This window comes from Reyranella sp. (assembly GCF_965227665.1).
GTDB lineage: Bacteria > Pseudomonadota > Alphaproteobacteria > Reyranellales > Reyranellaceae > Reyranella.
In genome coordinates, this window is the sequence record NZ_OZ245767.1 from 4,483,490 (window position 1) to 4,504,437 (window position 20,948).

General features: G+C 63.4%; 10 protein-coding genes. 6 read left to right on the forward strand and 4 right to left on the reverse strand.

The features are described 5' to 3' along the window. Nucleotides 1–8 precede the first annotated feature (8 nt). Nucleotides 9–13,919: a hypothetical protein gene (locus tag ACO07I_RS21695; protein WP_422011012.1), complete on the forward strand. Its 13,911-nt coding sequence runs from the start codon at nt 9–11 to the stop codon at nt 13,917–13,919. Next, nucleotides 13,916–16,093 carry a YcaO-like family protein gene (locus ACO07I_RS21700; protein WP_422011014.1) on the forward strand — a complete coding sequence of 726 codons (2,178 nt, stop codon included), beginning with the start codon at nt 13,916–13,918 and terminating at the stop codon, nt 16,091–16,093. Before ACO07I_RS21695 ends, ACO07I_RS21700 begins: the two co-directional genes overlap by 4 nt. Here ACO07I_RS21700 and ACO07I_RS21705 read toward each other — a convergent pair. Beyond that, nucleotides 16,090–16,272 (reverse strand): hypothetical protein, encoded by a 183-nt coding sequence (locus ACO07I_RS21705; RefSeq protein ID WP_422011016.1) that lies wholly within the window; start codon nt 16,270–16,272, stop codon nt 16,090–16,092. The genes ACO07I_RS21700 and ACO07I_RS21705 overlap by 4 nt on opposite strands. Between ACO07I_RS21705 and ACO07I_RS21710 the strand changes: the two genes are divergently transcribed. After that, nucleotides 16,271–17,248 carry a hypothetical protein gene (locus ACO07I_RS21710; RefSeq protein WP_422011018.1) on the forward strand — a complete coding sequence of 326 codons (978 nt, stop codon included), beginning with the start codon at nt 16,271–16,273 and terminating at the stop codon, nt 17,246–17,248. The two genes, ACO07I_RS21705 and ACO07I_RS21710, sit on opposite strands and share 2 nt — an antisense overlap. A gap of 3 nt (nt 17,249–17,251) precedes the next feature. Here ACO07I_RS21710 and ACO07I_RS21715 read toward each other — a convergent pair whose 3' ends face one another. Continuing rightward, the gene (locus ACO07I_RS21715) at nt 17,252–17,992 is read right to left on the reverse strand and encodes a hypothetical protein (protein WP_422011020.1); all 741 of its coding nucleotides are present in this window, start codon (nt 17,990–17,992) and stop codon (nt 17,252–17,254) included. A 477-nt stretch (nt 17,993–18,469) separates the two neighbouring features. Between ACO07I_RS21715 and ACO07I_RS21720 the strand changes: the two genes are divergently transcribed. From ACO07I_RS21720 to ACO07I_RS21730, 3 genes are all read left to right on the forward strand, one after another. Then, a complete protein-coding gene (locus tag ACO07I_RS21720) occupies nt 18,470–18,832 on the forward strand; it encodes a hypothetical protein (protein ID WP_422011022.1) in 363 nt (120 codons plus the stop codon). 599 nt (nt 18,833–19,431) lie between these two features. Continuing rightward, the gene (locus ACO07I_RS21725; protein ID WP_422011024.1) at nt 19,432–19,713 is read left to right on the forward strand and encodes a hypothetical protein; all 282 of its coding nucleotides are present in this window, start codon (nt 19,432–19,434) and stop codon (nt 19,711–19,713) included. Between the two features lie 282 nt (nt 19,714–19,995). Beyond that, complete coding sequence (locus ACO07I_RS21730) at nt 19,996–20,436, forward strand: hypothetical protein (protein ID WP_422011026.1); 441 nt, start codon at nt 19,996–19,998, stop codon at nt 20,434–20,436. Between the two features lie 48 nt (nt 20,437–20,484). Here the strand turns inward: ACO07I_RS21730 and ACO07I_RS21735 are convergent, their stop codons facing one another. Together ACO07I_RS21735 and ACO07I_RS21740 are read right to left on the reverse strand one after the other, a co-directional pair. Next, on the reverse strand, nt 20,485–20,730 hold the full coding sequence (locus ACO07I_RS21735) for a hypothetical protein (protein ID WP_422011028.1): 246 nt from the start codon (nt 20,728–20,730) through the stop codon (nt 20,485–20,487). Continuing rightward, nucleotides 20,727–20,930 carry a hypothetical protein gene (locus tag ACO07I_RS21740; protein WP_422011030.1) on the reverse strand — a complete coding sequence of 68 codons (204 nt, stop codon included), beginning with the start codon at nt 20,928–20,930 and terminating at the stop codon, nt 20,727–20,729. Before ACO07I_RS21740 ends, ACO07I_RS21735 begins: the two co-directional genes overlap by 4 nt. Nucleotides 20,931–20,948: the final 18 nt, after the last annotated feature.

The window sequence follows — 20,948 nt, forward strand, 5'->3', positions numbered from 1 at the left end:
AGAACGTGATGTTCGATAGAACTGGATACACTCAAGTCGTACTTCCCCAGGGGCTGCTCGCCGACATCATTGCCCGTCAGCAAAGCTCGGTGCCGATTAAGGGGCGTGCGCCCCAATCTTTCGAACTGTTCGCGCGTCCCGCTGATGATTGGGAGCGCGCGCTTTGGCAGTCGACGCTGGTCTCGAGCGGGGGCGGAGCAGCGATCGGAGCTATTCTGGATAGCATACCAACAAGCGCGGCGGCTTCAGCGCTAAGCAAGTTCATGTCAATCGGCCCCGGCGCATGGATGTTGGCGGCCCCCACATACGTGCAGCAAATTGCGGCCGGTCGCACCCCTTGGGAGGCCTTCGCGATAACTACCATCAGCGTATTGGGGGGCACCGCTGGGTCAGGAGTTCTAGGTTTGTATGGAGCTGCGATCGGCGGGGTGGCCGGCGGAGTGCCCGGTGCGATTGGTGTCGGCGCGGCAGGCAGTATTGCCGGATCGGTCTTAGGCTCAGAAATAGCCCAGACGTTTGCAGGTTGGGCGCTCGACCAGAGCAGATCTGTCTACATATCGTCTCGGGCCGACAATGGTGTGAGCATTGTCATACCTGGTTCCTACTCGTCTGAAGTGAAACTGGACTTGAGTGCCAGTGGGCAGCTTTTGAAGTTCGAGAAGGTCGATCCGAACGGCATCGGATTCGATAGGCGCACTGTTCAGCTTACAGTCGAGAGAGTTTACGAGAATGGCGTCTTGGTTGAGCGAACCATTCAGTATCGCAGAAATGAAGCCAATGAGTTGATGCCCTATCGGGTGACGGAGGACACCTATGATGAGACTTCCCTTACCGGCTTAATTCATCGTAGCGAATACGTCGAGGGCATGACGCAGGGAGCCAAATCGACTTGGGCACCCGCTCATGCCCGGCCCTATTGCTTCTCCGCTGAAACCGAAATTCTCATGGCGGATGGGAGCGTTCGCCGAATCGAGGACGTCGACGTTGATGATAGAGTCCTCGCATTCCAAGCGGCGGCAGTACTGTCTTCGGCGCCACTCACCTCGGCCCGAGTTGTCAGGACCTTTAAAACGCCGAGCCAGAAGGTCTGGAGACTTGGTCCCGACAGAGTTGGTGTGACGCCAGGACATGCCTTCTTCGACGGAGACGACGGACAAGAGCGGCCACTTTCGCAGATTGTAGCGCGCCGAGGATCTATTGTGGATGCAGAAGGCGTACGTCATCGCATTCGCATGCGCAAGTCCGAAGCAGTTATTATGGCGCGATCGTTCGAAGAGTCGTCTCTCAATATAGTTTCTTTAAGTCATCTGGCAGATGCACCGCCCGCAGCGTCGACATGGCGGAACGGCTCTCTGGCCCTCGCTCCACAAACGTTTGAAGATGATCTGCCTACCATCTGGATCGAAGATCTTGGTGAAATCGAGACTGTCTACAACTTCGAAGTAGAGGAGTTGCATACATACGTTGCAGGTGGCTGGCGAGTTCACAACGATTCCCGCGATGCAAGTCAACTTGGTTCGGCGCTCGGATCATATATCGGCAATACGCTTCTCGACATGTGGGGCGTCGACAATATTGCCGTTCGCCTCGCGGTGGGCGCCGTAACGTCTAGAGCCGGTGGCTGGATTGGTGAGTCCCTCTACCATGTGCTGAATAGCGAAGAGATTACGAATCCTCTTACCCTCTTCAACAATATTGGCGGCTCGCTGATTACATCTGCCGTAAACCTTGGAGGAGCCGCGCTCGGACGCGCTTTACTGGGTGCGATAGGGCTTCAGAACGATCCGCTGGCCAACGGTCTTGCGAGTATCTTCGGGGGTGCACTCGCTCAGCGCGGCGCTATCGAAATTGTTAAGGCTATCTCCGTAAGCCCTGAGGTCGGACTCCAAACGCTGGCAGACTGGGGGCTCTTCGGCGTCAAGGAAGTGCCCGGTACGATTATGGGACCGGGCGGTGAGCTGTACGAAGTCATGGTCATCGACCCGGGAAGCCTGGCGGGGTCCATCGCCAGCTCGGCGGCCGGCTTTATCGGCAGTTTTGCTGGCGGCAAACTGGCGGCAGCTCTCTTTCAAGGCGACCAGCAGGCGATTTCACTTGGCTCCTCGATTGGAGGAACTATTGGAACCATCATTGGAGGACTCACGGTAGTTACGAATGCGATCGGTGCAGCGCTAGGCATTGGTGCAGCTGTTGCCGGACCCATCGGCGTCTTTATTGGCGCATTTCTTGGCGCGCTGCTGGGCGGCGCACTTGGAAGCCTCCTGGGGGGGCAGAGTTCATCGTGGGGTGACGTCCGCATCAACTTGCAGGACCGTATCCTACAGACCACCCATTCGGACGGTGCCGGAAAGGGGCTTGAGACGGTATCCAAGCTTGCGCAGGGAGCAATCGGACTGGAGTCGAGCCTGCTGTCGACCATTGGCGGACGCCTTCAGAGCATTTCGACACTCTCGTTCAAGATGGAGAATGGCTCGTCGACGATTACGGCGAGCACATCCTCCGGCTTTTCCTATCAGGGGACGGAAGACTCTGTTATCGAGCAGGGTGCAATTGCTCAGCTCAAGACTGCGCACATCGCGGGCGGAGACCTGCTAGCTAAGAGGGTTCTGGCGACGACAAGTGCAACTTCGCGAGAATCACTTGCGTCAGATCTAGGCATCTCTGCTGCTTATGCCCTCTATGTCGACAACGCAGCCCTGTTCAACAAGAACATTGATCAGATCATGGCTAATCGCGGGGGCGCGGTTGCGTGGGCTGATCAGAAGATCCGGGCCGAAGGCGCGCTAGACCTCGATGGGGCTTTCACCGCCGCATTCTATCGAGCATATGGTCAAGTACCGGTGTGGAACATCGGTGCCACGACGTCTGTTGCATCGATCGGGCTGCCTAATCAGCTGCCGCCGGCCCCTCCGGCGCTGGGTAGCGCTGTCATGGCGTTCAGTGCCAGCCTAATCGTATTGGACCTTAATCGCGACGGCATCAGGGCGCAGCAGGTTGGCCAATCTGGTGCTCTGTTCGACATCGATGGCGACGGCTTCAAGGAGCAAACCGGATGGCTTACACCATTCGATGGATTCCTCGTGTTCGATCTTAACGACGATGGCGAAGTCAACTCCATCGACGAAATGGTTGTGAGCCAGCGGATGATTGACGCACAAGGTCAAGCCCATGGCATCCTCATGTCCAGCTTGGACAGAAATGGTAACGCTTACTTCGATGCGGGTGATGCGTCGTTCTTCAATGCGCGTGTCTGGACCGATAGAAACGTAAACGGTTCAGTGGATCTCGGCGAGTTGTGGTCGCTGACCCGCTTTGGAATTGACTATATGTCGCTAAAGGGTGTCGCTGTCTCCGACGGTGACAATGCCTATCGCGACTCGGCCGGGAACAAGATCGCTTGGGAAGCTGGTTACGGCATCATTGGCGCCGAGACCAACAACTTCGGCTACTTCACCACGCTGTCGCTCGCCTACGATACAAAGGGTGTCAAGACTAGCTTCGACGCCAGCAATAACTGGTATTTGCTTGAGCATGAGAACGGCCAGACCACGGCAATTGGATTGGGGTCAAGCACTCTAAATTTGCTTGGAAATGCGACTTTTGCCCGGACCGTTTTCGGCAGCGAAGGAAATGACACTCTGGCCGCGCCAATTATGGCAGGTGCGGGGGCGGGCTCACCGGGAATATTTATCGACGGCAAGACAGGCGACGACACTCTAATTGGCGGCGATGCCGATGACGTGCTGACGGGCGGTGAAGGCACCGACGCCATGACTGGCGGCAGCGGTAACGATGTCGTCATGGCCGACGCGGACGATGTTCTTGCCAATGTTACAGGGGGGGCAGGTCGCGATACCCTAGTCTACAGTGGCGATCTTAGTCTTGACCTTGATATTTCCACACTGGGATTTGAGGTCGCCATCGGTGGAGCGGGCGACGATCATCTGCGCGCAAGTGTTGCGGTGGTAGGACTGTCCGGCGGCGCGGGCGATGACACCCTCGTTGGCACTGCGGGTGACGATCAATTGGAAGGCGGTGATGATGATGACACCATCACGGGTGGCGAAGGGAACGATTGGCTGTCAGGCGACGCTGGCATCGATATCATTGATGGCGGTGCCGGCGACGATACGATCTTCGTCGATGCAGCTGACTTCGCTGACGGCCTGCAGCGCGTAACTGGCGGGGCCGGTTTCGACACCTTGACTGTTGTGGATACGGCAGGTGTTCGTATTGATCTGAGTGCTTCGGCCGTCGAGGCCGCCGTCGGTGGTTCGGGTGATGACCGTTTGCGGGCAGGCTCTGGGTCCGGCGACAAGGTCATCTATGGTGGGGGAGGCGATGATCTACTGATTAGTGGGAGTGGGTTAGACAGGCTGGATGGTGGTGCTGGCTTTGACTTAGCATCCTATGAAGACTCGAACGGGGCCGTTAATGTCAATCTCAAGACCGGTGTATGGTCAGGCGGGCATGCGGCTGGCGACATACTTGTTTCCATCGAAGGCGTCATCGGCAGCCAGTACGCCGACACTCTGACCGGCGACGACGGCGACAACGTCCTAGAAGGCGGCGCGGGGGCCGATGCCCTCGACGGTGGCGCGGGGCGCGATGCCGCGTCCTATCGGTCGTCGAATGCCGCGATCACCGTCAACCTCGCGACGAACGCGCGGAGCGGCGGGCATGCGGCGGGGGACACGTTCACCAGCATCGAGAACCTGATCGGCTCGGCCTACAATGACACGCTGACCGGCAACGACACCGACAACGTGATCGAGGGCGGGGCGGGCGCCGACACCTTGGCGGGCGGCCTCGGCATCGACACCGTGTCCTATCGCGGCTCCTCGGCGGGCGTGACGGTCAACCTGCTCACCAACGCCGTCTCTGGCGGCGACGCCGCGGGCGACGTGCTGAGCGGCTTCGAGAACGTCACCGGCTCGCAATTTGACGACACGCTGATCGCCAGCACCGTGGCCAACGTCTTCGACGGGCTCGGCGGGACGGATACCGTCTCCTATGCCGGCACGACGGCGCGCGTCGAGATCAACCTGGCGCTCGGCCGTGGCTTTGCCGGTGCGGCCGGCGACACCTACGCGAACATCGAGAAGGCCACCGGCGGGTCGGGCAACGACATCCTGACCGGCGACGCCAATGCCAACGTCCTCAACGGCGGCGCGGGCGACGATACGCTGAATGGCGGCAACGGCGACCGGCTGGAAGGTGACGTGGGCAACGACACCTACACGTTCGGCACCGGGTCCGGCCTCATCGTGATCGACGACACCGGCGGCCTCGATTCGATCAAGTTCGGCGCGGGCATCACCCTGGACGACCTGCAGATCGAGGCGCGTGAGGGCGACGTGTTCATCGGCCTGCGCGATTCCCGGAATCCGTACGCCGACGTTTCGGTCCTCACCGACCGGCTGGAAATCCGTGGCGCGCAGGCGGCCGCGAAGGCCGTCGAGCGGCTGGTGTTCGCCGACGGCAGCGAGATGTTCCTGCAGACCGTCGGCGCGGGAGAGAAGCGCCTGGTGGGCAGCGACGGCAACAACCTGCTGATCGGCGACCAGGGCGACAACACGCTGGAGGGCGGGGCCGGCAAGGACTGGCTGTTCGGCGGCAACGGCAACGACTGGCTCTACGGCGGCGCGGACGACGACACGCTGGAGGGCGGCGCGGGCAAGGACTGGCTGTTCGGCGGCGACGGCAACGACATCCTGTTCGGCGGCGACGGCGACGACACGCTGATCGGCGGCGAGGGCGACGACGTGCTGCTGGGCGGCCCCGGCGACGACGTGCTCGATGGCGGTCCCGGCGACGACGTGCTGGACGGCGGCGCGGGCAACGACATCCTGAAGGGCGGCACCGGCTTCGACGTCTACGTCCAGCGCGCCGGCGGCGGCTATGACCGGGTCTACGATGCGGACGGTCTCGGCCGCTTCGAGTTCATCGTCGACACGACCTTCTACGGCGTCAGCAACACCAATTCGCTCAACGCGGTGTTCGGCAACTGGACGAACTTCATCGGCATCACGCCGTCGCAAGATCCCTGGGGCAGCAGTGTGTCCTGGTGGATCGACGTCACGGCCAATTTCGCCGGTCCGACCTACACGTTCGGAATCCTGCCGACGGAGCTGCAGAACCACAGCACGGCGGCGCCGCCGACCGCCTACATCTGGAGCAGCACGCAGGTTCCGCGGTCGCTCTACACGCCGGGTTACTGGCTGAGCTTCCTGCCGCAGGAGCAGTACCAGGCCACCCTGTCGACCAACTTCCAGACCGACTGGATGCCCAACCGCAATAACCCGTCCCAGCCCTACGGCGTCTGGCCGTCCTGGCACCCGCAATATGGCTGGAACAACGTCAACAACCTGTTCACGCGGTTCAATCTTTCCAGCCTGATCTATGTCCGGCCGTTCGGTGGCGGCGACTTCATCACCGGCACGGAGGGGAACGACACGCTGTCGACCCTGGATGGTGACGACCAGGTCTACGGCTACGGCGGCAACGACACGATCAACGGCGGCAACGGCGACGACGCGCTGTCCGGCGGCGACGGGGTCGACACGCTGCTGGGCGGCAACGGCAACGATTCGATCGACGGCGGCAACGGCAACGACATCATCAAGGGCGAGGCGGGCAGCGACACGCTGGCCGGCGGCGCCGGCACCGACACGATCGAGGGCGGCGACGGCATCGACTTCATCGATGGCGGCGACGGCGTCGACACGCTGCGCGGCGGCAACGGCAACGACCAGGTCGCCGGCGGTACCGGCAACGACAATCTCTACGGCGACGCCGGCGACGACAAGCTGTACGGCGACGAGGGCGACGACAAGCTCTATGGCGGTTTCGGCGAGGACGTGCTGATCGGCTACAGCGGCAACGACCGGCTGGAAGGCGAGGATGGCGACGACCAGCTCTCGGGCGGCGACGGCAACGACACGCTGCTGGGCGGCGAGGGCCGCGACAGTCTCTACGGCAACAGCGGCAACGACATCCTCGATGGCGGCAACGGCGACGATTCGCTGTCCGGCAACGACGGCATCGACACGCTGACCGGCGGCGCGGGCAACGATCACCTGTCCGGCGGCAACGACGACGACCAGCTCGACGGCGGTATCGGCAACGACGATCTGTGGGGCGGCGCGGGTCGCGACAGGCTGCTGGGCGGCACGGGCGACGACCAGCTCTCGGGCGAGGCGGGCGACGACCAGCTGTTCGGCGGCGACGGCGTCGACACGATCGTCGGCGACGAGGACAAGGACCGGCTCTACGGCGAGGCCGGCGACGACAAGCTCTATGGCGGCACCGAGAACGACTCGCTGCTGGGCGGCGAGGGCAACGACGCGCTGTCCGGCTGGACGGGCGACGATGTGCTGTGGGGCCAGGCGGGCGACGACGCGCTGGCGGGCGGCGACGACAACGACAAGCTGTTCGGCGGCGAGGGCAGCGACGTGCTGCTGGGCGGCAACGGCAACGACGATCTGTCGGGCGGTGCGGGTGTCGACCTGATGACCGGCGGCGCGGGCAACGACCGGATGTGGGGCGGCGCCGATCAGGACATGCTGTCGGGCGACGACGGCGACGACACGCTGGTGGGCGGTGCCGGCGACGATCAGCTCTCGGGCGATGCCGGGGCCGACCGCCTGTATGGCGGCGACGGCGTCGACAACATGGCCGGCGGCGCGGACAACGACACGCTGCTGGGCGGCGCGGGCGACGATCGCATGGCCGGCGACGCCGGGGACGACAAAGTCGCCGGTGGCGATGGCAACGACCAAGTCTCCGGCGGGCTGGGTGACGACACGCTGGTCGGCGAGGCCGGCAACGACAGCCTGGTGGGCAATGCCGGGGCCGACAAGCTGCTGGGCGGCGACGGCGACGATACGCTGGTCGGCGACTGGCCGGTCGAAAACGGCGTGCCTCCCGAGGGCACGGCCGGCAACGACGAGATCTGGGGCGGCGCCGGCAATGACGGCCTGCTGGGTGGTGCCGGCGACGACTATCTCGACGGCGGCGCCGACGACGACATCCTCGACGGTGGCGACGGGGCCGACCTGCTGGTCGGTGGCACCGGCAAGGACATCCTGGCCGGCGGCGCGGGCAATGATGCGCTGGCGGGCGGGTTGGGTAACGACCAGCTGTTCGGCGGGATCGGCAACGATGCCGTCAATGGCGGCGATGGCGACGACGCGTTGCGCGGCGAAGCCGGGAACGATTACCTCGAAGGCGGCGCGGGCTCCGATAACCTCGCCGGCGGCGCGGGTTCCGACGTCTTCATCTTCGCTTCGGGCTTCGGCCAGGATCGCATCACCGATTTCTCGAAGACCGAGGACTATATCGACCTCGTCGGCCTGACCGCCACGGCGGCCAATGTCACGAACGAGGCGGGCGGCGCCCGACTCAAGATCGGATCGGACTCAGTATTCGTGGATGGGGTCACGGACACGGAGTTGTTGTCGCGCATCCGTGCCCTCCAGCCAACGACGGTAAGGGTCAATACCTCGACGGCGCCCACCGCCCCGACCTGGAGCAGCGCGATCGAGACGGCCGCGCCGTCGGATCCCTTCTGGCTGACCTGGTCGACCGTGGCCGAGAATGCCGTGGCGGCCGAGATCGGCCAGCTCACGCTCGATCCCGTCGCCAGCGGCGTCACCCGCACGATCACGGTGTCGAACAGCCGCTTCGAGGTGGTGGATGGTATTCTCAAGCTGAAGGCCGGGCAGAAGCTCAACTTCGAGACCGAGCCGACCCTGCTGGTCACCATCACGGTGACCGACACCGGCTCGGGTGCCCCCCTCGTTCGCACCCAGCAATTCCAGATCAACGCCTCGAACGTCAACGAGGCGCCGACCAGCATCGCCGTGTCCGCCCTTTCCGTGGCAGAGAACGCCAAGGGGGCCGAGATCGGCACGGTTACGAGAGTCGACGTCGATGCAGGCGACACCGTCACCTACACCGTCTCGGACAGCCGTTTCGAGATCGTGGATGGCAAGTTGCGCCTGAAGGCGGATGCCAGCCTCGATTTCGAGGCCGCGACGACCGTGCCGATCACGATCACGGCGACCGATGGCGGCGGTTTGACCAGGACGACGGCCTTCACCGTCAACGTGACCAACGTCAACGAGAAGCCGCTCAATATCGGCCTCAGCTCCTCGACCCTGGCGGCGACGCCGCTCAGCCAGAACGGCGCGGTGGTGGGCACCCTGTCGGCCGTCGATCCCGATGCCGGCGATACGCGCACCTTCACGGTCTCCGACAACCGCTTCGAGGTGGTGAGCGGCCAGCTCAAGCTGAAGGCCAACCAGAATCTCGCCGCGCTGCTGGCGGCGGCGTCTTCCCCGTGGCTGGCCGTCGATGTCACCGCGACCGATGCCGGCGGCCTCGTCCGTCACGAGACGTTCTTCCTGTCCGCGGCGGCGACGACACGGCAGACGATCCAGGACGGCAACGGCGGCCGCCTCGGCGACATCATCGACCGTGGCAACGGTCAGGAGGATCGCCTCTGGATCGACGTCCAGGACAGCGAGAGTTGGGCCTATCGCGACGAGCGCTGGCAGAAGCAGGCGACGACCACTGCCAACAGTACCTTCAACACGACCTATCAGTCGCTCGACTGGCTCACCCGGATCATCGACGTTTGGGTCGACGATGGCGTGATCGAAGGTTCGTCCGTGGGGCACTGGGAGCAGCGAACGGAATCCTACCAGGATTGGGTGACCCATACGGTCGGCCACACCCGTGAGATCAAGACGACGACCGATGCGCTGAAGCTGTCGACCGTCCTTGTCCCAGACACCGGAACCGCCAACACGACCACTGAAACGCCGGTCACCATCGGCAACGCGGTACTGGGCGGCGACCAGCCCTGGTCGCGCCGGGTCGAGACCCGCGAGGACGGCGCCCTGGTCAGCACCCTCATCGATTACGATCCGGTGCTGAGCACGATCGCCGAGAACAGCGTCGCGGCCGCCGTCGGCACGCTGCGCATCCCGGCCGTGGCCGCGGGCATCACCCGCACCTACACGGTTTCGGACTCGCGCTTCGAGGTGGTGGGAACTGACCTCAGGCTGAAGGCGGGCAAGAGCCTCGACTTCGAGACCCCCGCAGACGCCACGCTCACGGTGCTCGTGACCGCGGTCGACAGCAATCAGGTCACGCACAATCAGTACATCCGCGTGAGCACCACCGACGTCGCCGAACGGCCCACCGCGCTGACCCTGTCGGCGAACAAGGTGGCCCGGAACGTCACGGCTGCGACCGTTATCGGAAACATCGCGGTCGCCGACCAGGATGCGGGAGGCACATTCACCTACACGGTTTCCGACTCGCGCTTCGTGGTCTCAGGAGGCAAGCTGCGGCTGAACGCCAACATGCCGGTCACCGCGGCCGATTCGGGTTGGGTCGAGCTCAACGTCACGGCGACCGATCAGACAGGTTTGAAGCGCACGCAGGCTTTCGCCCTGCTGGTGACCGATTCCGGCACCTCGGCGCCCAGCATCGATGTCAAGGACTCGAGCAACCGGTTGCTCAAGCAGACCATCGATCTCGGCAACGGGACGGAGCAGCGCCTGACGTTCGACGCCGACGACAGCCAAGTCTGGTCGCTGCAGAGCCAGCTCTGGAAGAAAGGCTACTCCGACCCGGCCGCCACAAGCAGCTATGACCAGACCGTCATGGTGACCGAGACCCGCTATCGCGACGTGGAAGTGTGGGTCCCAGATGGCAGCGGCGAAGGTGGTGGCGGGGGCTACTGGACGACGGTCACCGAAGAATATCAGGTCCAGGTTCCGACCATCGTCCACCATACCGTACTGAAGACGACCACGTACGATGCGAGGCAGCTGAACGGCCATACGCTCAATGACGACAACTCCGTCGTCGCCGGGCCGACCGATTCGACGGCGGACGGCCAGCCGGTCGCCGGGGGCGATCAGCCGTGGTGGAAGAAGATCACCACGGTCGACAACGGCACGCTGGTGCTCACCGAGTATGTCTACGATCCGCTCGCGGTTACGATCAACGAGGCGCAAGCGGGCGTGACGATCGCGACGCTTCCCTTCGTGGCGGCGGCCTCGGGTGTCACCAGGACCTTGAGCGTCAACGATCCCCGCTTCGAAATCGCGAGCGGCAAGCTCAAGCTCAAGTCGGACCAGTCGTTCGACTTCGAGACCTCCGTCTCGACGTCCGTCATCGTGACGGCCACCGATTCCAACGGGGTGGTGAACACGCTGACCGTTGCGATTGCGGTCAAGGACCTGAACGAGGCGCCGACGGACATATCGCTGTCGTCTGCCATCGTTGCCGAGAAGAGGACTGGCGCTGTCATCGGCACCTTGAGCGGCGTCGATCAGGATGCCGGCGACCATCTGAAGTTCTCGGTCACCGACAGCCGCTTCGAGATCGTCAACGGCCAGCTCAAGCTGCGGGCGTTGGAGTATCTGGACTATGCAGCGACGCCGACGGTGAACGTGGCCGTGACGGCCACCGACGACAAGGGTCTTGTTTTCACCAAGACCTTCACGATTACGGTCGACGTCAACGACGCGCCGACCAATCTCGCCCTGTCGGCGGCGACCGTCTCGGAGAATGCGCCGGGCGCCGCGATCGGCACGCTCACCGTCACGGATCCCGATGCCGGCGACAGCCATGTCTTCTCGGTGTCGGACGACCGTTTCGAGGTCGTGAACGGCCAGCTCAAGCTCAAGGCCGGGCAGGCGCTCGACTTCGAGGCGGCGGCATCGGTTCCGGTAGTGGTGACCGCGACCGATCGGGGCGGCTTGTCGTTCCAGAAGACGTTCACCATCACGGTGGTGAACAAGAACAACGACGGCAACGAAACGCTGAACAGCACGACCGCTAACAATATCCTGGACGGCGGTCCGGGCATCGATACGGCCAGCTTCAGTACCGCGACCGCGGCCCAGCCCCTGGTGATCGACCTGCAGGCCGGGACGGCCACCGGGCACGGCACCGATACGCTGATCAGCATCGAGAAGGTCATCGGCGGGGCGGGCAACGACCAGATTGCGGGCTCTGTGGCGGATGAGACGCTCAATGGCGGAGCCGGCGACGATGTCCTCGACGGCCGTGCCGGCGACGACACGCTGATTGGCGGACTGGGCAACGATACGATCGACGGAGGCTTCGGCAACGATACGGCCGACTACTCCGCCGCTACGACGTCCGTGACTGTCAGCTTGATGACCGGTACGGTGACGGGAGGCCAGGGCACCGATACCCTGAGTGGCATCGAGAACGTAACGGGCGGGTCGGGAGCCGATACCCTCACTCTGTCGGCCGTCGGTGGCACGCTGCGTGGCAACGCCGGAAACGACATCCTGACGGGCGGAGACGGCGACGACACGATCTACGGCGATGGCGACAAGGATAATCTTGTCGGCGGGGGCGGCAACGACACGCTCTACGGCGGGACCGATGACGACACGCTGACCGGTGACTCGGGAATAGATACGCTGGTCGGCGGTACCGGGAACGACACGTACAATGTTAATGGTTCGGGAACCGTCATTGTGGAGCTCGCCAGCCAAGGGACTGACTACGCCAATGTCTTCGTCAACGGTTACACGATGTCAGCGAACGTTGAGGTGGTCCGGCTGAAGCTCGGCGCCTCGCTGTTCTTCGGAAACAACACCGGCAGCACGATCACCGCTTTGGTCGAGCAGGCATCCACGATCTACGGCGGCGATGGGGTCGACACGATCCAAGGCAGCGGCCAGGCCGACAAACTCTATGGCGGCGGCGGTAACGACGGGCTGTACGGAAACGCCGGCGATGACGTCCTCGTCGGTGGAGGCGGAGACGATGCCTTCGACGGCGGCGCTGGATACGACACGGTGGACTATAGCGGTGTGACGGCGGCACTTGCCGTCAACCTCACGGCGGGAACGGCCGTCGGCGACGGCAACGACACGACCATCCGTGTCGAGAATGTGATCGGTGGTAGCGGGAACGATACGATCATCGGCAACACCGCTGTGAACACGCTCTTCGGTGGCGACGGCAACGATACGCTTCAGGGAGCCGACGGCAACGACTTCCTGATCGGCGGTCGCGGTGACGATGTCCTCGATGGTGGTGCTGGAGTCGACACGGCCGACTACAGCGCCGTGACGGCGGCCCTGACCGTCGACTTGGTGGCTGGCACGGCGTCGGGTGACGGCAGCGACACGCTCGTGGGAATCGAGTGGGTCTACGGTGGGTCGGGGAATGACCTTCTCGTCGGTAACTCGGGTGTCAACAAACTGGTCGGCGGGGCCGGAGACGATGTTCTGAAGGGCGGAGCCGGCAACGACACACTGGATGGCGGAAATGGGGTTGATACCGTCGACTTCAGCGGGGCGAGCGCGACTCTGTCGATCAACCTGACGACGGGCGTAGCGACCGGCGATGGAAGCGATACGCTGCTCAATATCGAATCCGCGATCGGCGGTGCGGGCAACGATACCATCACCGGAAACTCCGGAGACAACTTCCTCGTCGGCGGCAAGGGCAACGACACGTTGCGCGGCGAGGGAGGCATCGACACCTTCGGCTTTGGCCGGGGCGACGGCAATGATCGTGTCTATGCGTCGGTCGGCGACGGTGCGGATACAGTCAAGTTCGACTCGACCGTTCACTACGACCAGCTCTGGTTCCAGCAGTCGGGCAACGACCTTGTCATCTCCGTCATCGGGGAGGCGCAGGCGATCACGGTGAACGGCTGGTATGCGGCGCCGGACAGCCATCTCGGCGCGATCGTGTCCGGTGACGGCTACAGCATCACCGACACCGGCATCCAGCAGTTGGTGGCGGCCATGGTGTCGCTCACGCCGCCCTCCGCGGGGACCACAAGTCTGCCGCCGGCCACGGCGAGTGCCCTGGCCACGACGCTCGCCGCCAATTGGCATCCGACATGAGCCGCCGTCACGACGAGCGGCATGCGGCCGACCGGCTGCCGAAAGCGGCGATCGAGCGCCCCGTCTTCGCCGGGCGTCTGGTCGTGCGCGGCCGCCGGGCGGTGTGTCATCTCGTCCGGCGTGACGTCGAGTTCGAGGCGCCGGCAGCATTGCTCGCCAGCCTCGCCCGCCTCTGCGATGGAGAGACGGCGATGTCGGAGGTGCTCGCGAGACTGGGCCGCCGCTGGGACATCGGCGATCTTGGGCGCCTGATCGATGGCCTGGCCGAACAAGGCGTACTGCATGATGCGCGCGACCTTACCGCGTCGTCGTGGCTGGCCGTGAAGAACCCCGCCTCACCCAGCCCGCCTGTTGCTCCACTTCGGTCATCGGGCACCACGGTCTGGAAGAAAGTCGGGCCGAGTGGCCTGCATGCGCTTCTGAACCGGCGAGCCAGCACCAGGGTCTTCTCCTCCGAGGCGGTGTCGCTCGACAAGATCACCGCGATCCTGTGGTCTGCCTATGGCGAGCCGGGCAGGCGCACCGTACCCTCCGCCGGCGGGCTCTATCCGCTGGCTGTCCATTTTGTGAATCTCCGCGCGACGGCCGAGCTGCCCGCGGGCATCTACCGCGTCGTCTTCGAGCGCGATGGTCGTGTTGGTTTCGAGCTCGTTGCCCAGGATCGGTCCGGCGTCACCGCGGCCTTCTTCGAGCCCGACATGCTGGGTGACGCCCAGGGCGTTGTCGTTCTTTCGGCCGACCCGGGCCGCACGGCGCGGAAGTACGGGCCGCGCGCGGCCCTGTACGTGCCCCTGGAAGCGGGCCATGCGGCGCAGAACGTGCTGCTGGCCAGCATCGAGGCCGGTGTGGCAGCCGTGGAAGTGGGCGGCTTCTTCGACGACAGGCTCGCGGTGTTGCTGCACCTGGTGCAGGGGGCGATCCCATTGACCAGCCTGGTCGTGGGGGCGCCGCCCACGCCTCAGGCGCGGGCGGCGGCCGTCGAAGCGCCCGATTTCGACTTCCAGTGGAGCGAGCTCGAGCTGCCCTTTGCCGTGTGCGGCGCCCGCATCGCCGACGAACAGACGGATTGGTCGTGGGGCCGTTCTCCCGATCCGGTCGTGGCACAGACCAAGGCAATGGCCGAGGCCCAGGAACGCTGGAGCGCCACGCGTCCCGGCGCGCTGATCCAGGGGCGTCTGAGCGAGATTGCGGGCGCCGTCGACCCCCGGTCGATCGTCGCCTATCTGCCCGAGCAGTACGCGCGGGCGGGGTTTGCCTACCGGCCTTTCGAGGAAAAGGCCTCCTACGCCTGGAAGGAAGGGGTGGACGCTGGGGCGGGCGGGCCCTGCGCCGTTCTTGCAGAACTGGTCTATGCCAGCGATTACCTCGACCGAGACCACCGCTACACGTCGGTCAGCAGCTCAGGCATGGCGGCCTATCCTACCGCACAGGGAGCCCTGGAACGTGCCGTCCTCGAGTTGATCGAACGCGATGCCTTCATGACGGCGTGGCTGGGAGGCGAACCCGGCCCGACCATCGACCCTGGCAGCCTGCCCGTCGACGTCGGCGCCCGCCTGCGACGATTGCGGCAGTGCGGCGTCGAGGTGACCGTGAAGGATCAGACGCAGGGGCTCGTTCCCGTGATCCTGGTGTTCGCGCAATCCGCCACGTCTGGCTTCACCTTGACCAGTTCGGCGGCCGCCTATCGGCCGGAGGAAGCCCTGGACAACGCGCTGATGGAGATGGAGTTCGGGGTTGCAGCGCGCCTCGCGGCTGCGCCGGGCCGCAGGATCGACCCTCACGACGTCGAAGGCCCGATGGACCACATGGAGCTCTATGCGCAGCGCCGTTATTTCCGCCGCGCCGATTTCCTGGCGCGCGGTACGGAAAGGCGAGCGCTGACCGACGTCGGCCGAGAAGGGGCCCGGGACTGGGAAGCTCTGTCGCAGCGACTGGGGGCACGCGGTCATCGCATTCTGTGGTTCGATCTGACGCCGGCCGGCGCGGCGTTGCATCGCGGTCGGACGCCTCTGCATATCGGCCGTGCCATCGTGCCCGGCCTCATTCCAATCAGCTTTGGATATGGTCAGGAACCTCTGGCCACATTCTCGGCTCGACAGATCGTCGGCAGTGGCCGGCGGCGGTCTGCGCTATCGAAACCGGCATCCGTTTTGTTTCCGCATCCCTTTGGTTAGGAGATCACGATGAAGAAGGCAGCATCGACGGTTCGCACCCCGCGCGCCAAGGTCCGTTCGTTTTCCTGGTCGGTCGTGTCGCGCAGCCGGCCGACGGCGGCTCGCCCGGAGGCGCTGGGCTGTTGCAAGATGGAGAAGAAGCCCTCAACCGCGCGATAGCGGACGCGACGCCGGTCCATGCTTTTCGCCGTCGGGCTCCTCAATCATGTGAAGGCAATTCAGTCTTGTATTGCGGAGGTCCATGGCGAGGCGGTGATCGACGTTCGTGACCTGTCGCTCCAGGTGAGGCTGGCAGGCGAGAGCCGCCGTCTCAGGCCGCAATTCATCTACGCGCTGAATGGCAAGCGGATCTACAAGCCGACTCTCGGCAGGGAGGCCCGTGGTTTCATTGGCTGGCGACCCTATGAGCCGCGCTTCTGGGAAGCCACCGCTGACAAGACGGTCTTCAAGCGGCGGGCCGAATCCGTCGGCCTGCGCACGCCGCCCGCATGGCATGCGCCGGATGCGGCCGTTACCCGGTTCATCATCAAGCCGCGCGACTCGTCTTTCGCCCAGGGCATTCGAGGCCCCTTCGAGACGATCGACGAGAATCAGCCGTCTCACCAGCTTGGCGAGACGGAGTTCTACGAGGCCTTTATTCCGGGTCGAATTGCAAAGGCCTGGTACCTCGATGGCGAGTTGCTCGTGCTCGAGCTTCTGCCGCCGGCATTTGTCGTCGGCGATGGCCGGACCAGCCTGTCCGATCTTGCCTCGCGCCGCTCTGCGCAGAAGCTCGACCAACAGGCTCTCACCTGGATCGTGGCGTCCCAGGGGTATCGTCTGAACGACGTTCCGGCGGACGGACGGCGGGTGGTCGTGGATTTCAGGTACGCATCGCCTTACGATCCGCCAGCCTTCGAGAACCTCAATGTTCTCCCGAAGCTGCAGAATACGGAACTCGTGGCGCAGTTCAGGAAGGCCGGCGCACTTGCTCTACCGATCATTCCGGCCGACCTTCGGCACACGACGCTGATCACGATGGATGCCGTGGTCGATACCGAAGGCCAGGCCTGGTTCCTGGAAATGAACTCGAACCCCTCGGTGCATCCAGACGCCTATCCAGCACTCCTGCGCACCATGTTCGGCGCGGACCTTGGGATGCCGAAGGCCTCCTGACGCTCAGTCGGCTTCTCTCTGATAGGCGATCTGTATCCTGTTTGCTTCGGTCCGAAAGCGGGCGCCGACATGGCCGGAGTCCAGAAGACGGCGCTGGGCCGCGATGTCGAGTGGATCGACCCAAACGGTCTCGTCCGCCAGGGGACGAGGGTTCGGTGACTGGTGCAGGAACATGCGGCTGGTATGGCCGTAGCGCGGATCCTCGAATTCATAGATCGAGATCACCCGACCTCCGGTCGTGATCACGTTGCGCCAGCTGAAGTGATTGGCGAAGCTCACGGTCGAGAAATGATGCCGGCGACCGACGCTGTAGGCTGCGCGTTGCCGGGCCTCGATCAGCAATTTCTGAAGGCCGGTGCCACGCAGATTTGGCTCGACCATTACGCCGCCAGCGTAGGTTATCTCTCCCGGCGCGGCTCGCCCCTGGGTCTGGTCGTAGATATAAAGTTGCCGCAGGTCTTCATCGGTCTGAGGCCAGAACTGCGAATTGTAGGCGACCAGGCGGTGATTCGAGAACAAGCCGATCGCAAAGTTCTGGTCGTTCAGCGACTCTCGGACATAGCTCTCTTCCTCGGGCATCAGGCGAAGGATCTCGGGATCGCCGACGCTGGCGACGACGCTCGCGCGAAAGCCAAGAACCACGTCGAAGTCCGGCTGGGTCAGGCGGCGCAATAGGAGACTATCATGCCGCGGGAGTGCGAGCGCCCTCCCGTCCAGCAACTCTTCAACGTCGATATCCAACATGCCGCAAGTATAGGAAGGATCGCGCCAGTTGCGAAAGCCAAGATTCCAGGCAACCGTTGAGCGTTGTCGCAGGCCGCGCTTGGCCCGTCCAGAGGCAGGGCGCCAACACCGTGCCCGGCGGTGGGATGCGGACACTCCGCGGCAACGTGGTGTGGCCGGTGGCATGGAGCGCAGGCTCCAGGCACAGCGCGCCGTCTGGGAAGCAAATGGCGGACCCGGCGAGATTCGAACTCACGACCTCTGCCTTCGGAGGGGAGAGGTCTTATGGCGCCAAATTGTTGATATTGGACAATCATTTCCGGTGGCTTGACCGACGAGTGTCAATGCCGTGTCTCGAGGTCCTTGCTCCATCTTGACCGATCTCCTATGAGCCACTGTTGCAGCTTCAGCGCGTCTGAAAGGGGCAACAACAACATACTCTGTGACCAGCGAACGAAGGATGCAGACAAGCTTCTTAACTGGCTTGAGGCCAAGAAAATGCTTCGTTTACCCCATGCGCAAATTTTTCGAGAATCGTTGGTCTCGGACATTCGGGTCGTTAGCGAGGGAGCCCAAGATAAGGATTGGACCAAAGCCCGCTTGCTCGATGCCTTTAGTCGAGCAAGCGCATTGATTCATCAAAAACACCCTGAAGAGCTGACAGACAAATATCTCGCTGCCGCCGTGCTTGAAATCGAGAAGGACGCACGAGACCTACGTGAGTGGTTGTGGAAGCATTGTATCTTCCTGCGAGATGAGGCCTTCCTGGTGCAGATGATGTTCGATAATCCCCACCACTTCTTTGTTAGCATGGGAAAGTTTTCAGACCTTCCGCCGGAATTGATGGCCGCATCTTCGTAGCTATTCGGAAAGCCTCGTCCGCCTCTCTACGCTGTTTCTTTCTTCGCCGACGCTGGGATCGGCGCGAGCTCCCGAAGAACGTCCATCAGGATGGTTGGCTGCTGTCGAGGCCGTTCCGCCAGGAAGTTCATAAACGCGCGCGGTGGCGGAATCGTCTGAAGTTTGACTCTTGGGGGGAATAGATATCCTGCTGATCGATCCAGCATGAAAAAAGTGATGGCCAATGCGCATCTTCAGCGATGAAAGCATCTTAGGGAGCGGAGTCCCCAATAGAAAATACGCTGCGCCAAGCATCAGGGATCGCGGCAGTGGCAGACTAAGATCGAACATAAACGGTGGATCAAGCTGACGCGTCAATCTCGACTCGATCCCGAACTTAGTCTTTCGATTGTCCCGGCAGCCACGACCTGGCTCCCGCCGAGGTAACCCGCGCTGAGGCGCATACGACGTTTGGATCTGGAGCCGACCTGCCCTCGTCGGCGTCATCCCTCGATCCTCCGCCCGCTGCCTCTTGGGGGTGCGGGCGGCCCTTATTATGCCTGCAAATCACCGTATCTCAGCAGTCAGGATAGAATCATGCGTCAATTGGAGGCAACAGGATGACGGATCAACCGCCCGCCAATGCCGAGCGAATTAGCGGTGCGAAGCTGGAGCGCCGGAAGGAGCGCCGTGCAGAAAGGAAGAGGCGACAAGCCGAAATGGCTCGATCATCGGCCCTGATCGAGCAGACGTCGGCGCGCCCATTAGTCCGCGCTACGGGAACGCTCGTCCAGTCTTCAACTCCTCTCGGCCCCTTCGCCAAGTACATGGGGCGCATCGGTGGAAGGATGATCATGAATCAGGTCGTCAGAATGATCTTCAACGCGCTGCTTAGGCGGTAGGCGAAGGCGAGCCTCCGTTGGCAGTTGTGACCTGGGACTGGGCGGCGCCCGCGCTCATGAGTGCGCGCGGGCCGGACTGCCGTTCAATCGCCCACGCCGGCCAGTTCCTCGGCCGGACGCCCGGTTCTGTTTCCGTGTGATTCCTCCCTGCAGCCGGCGGCGGATGCGACTCTGCTGCTGCTGCGCAGGGCACTGTGCTGACGTAACGGCCCATCCGCCGCTTGCGGCGCAGGCCGCGCTAGGGCTTGTATGAGTACGGTGGGCCAAAGCGGGAGAAATGGGATGTTTGAGCTTGAGAAGGACGAACGCATCCGTGGTATCGAGCCAACGGAGGCTGCATTGGCGATGGGCTTCGCGCACGACTTCGTTCTCGAGTTGATGCTCACACGTGAAATGCTGGAAATGGGGCCAGCCGAAGCAACAAAGCTGTCCCGCTTGATGATCGAGCGGTGGAACAGGCGGTATGGGAGTGCGCTTGCGGACCCTACGTCCACAGACGCGGAAAAGAGCCGGCAATTCTACGCGACAAAGGCATTTGTAGACCGCCTTGCGCGGAAGGCACTACACCGATCAGACAGCATTCGGCCTTCGGCTGAAGTCTCTACGGTCACGATTTCCGATGAAATGAAACAGGCAGGAGCGGCCGCTTTGTCTGAATTCAAACATTTGCCCCCAGAAGAACTCGTGGCTGCAATCTATGGAGCGATGAGCAACCGCGGCTGAAGAGCGACACGGTGCACGCGGGTCGCGTGGTTGTTGGGGCGGATTAGCTCAGGTCAAGGCTTCGTCGTTGGGCCGCTGCACGGCCGCACCATCGGCGATCTCGGCCAGCAGTTCCGCCATGTCGCCCAGTTCGGCCGGGCCGATATTTCTGCGCACGACGCCGACGCCGTCGGGCACAATCGCCAAGAGGACGTGGCCGATCGTGATCCCGGCGGCGGCCAGCCGCTTGCGCAGGAGGCCGTCGACCTCGGTCAGAATGTCCTGGATCTCGGAAATCTGGCTGCTGTTGCTCATGGTGAGGCAACGGTAGCACGAGGCGGCGGCTGCGCCGGCATTCCGCCGCGCGTGCTGTTGCCGTGGGCGCTCTGGATGCTCAGCGCCTTGCCGCAGGTCGGGCACACGATCGGGCCGACGGGACGGTCGAGCCAGCGTTCGAAGGGCAGCTCGTCGAACGCGACCAGGTGCATCGTGTAGCCGCCCAGATGGCTTCCCATGTCCGCCGTCGTTCTTCC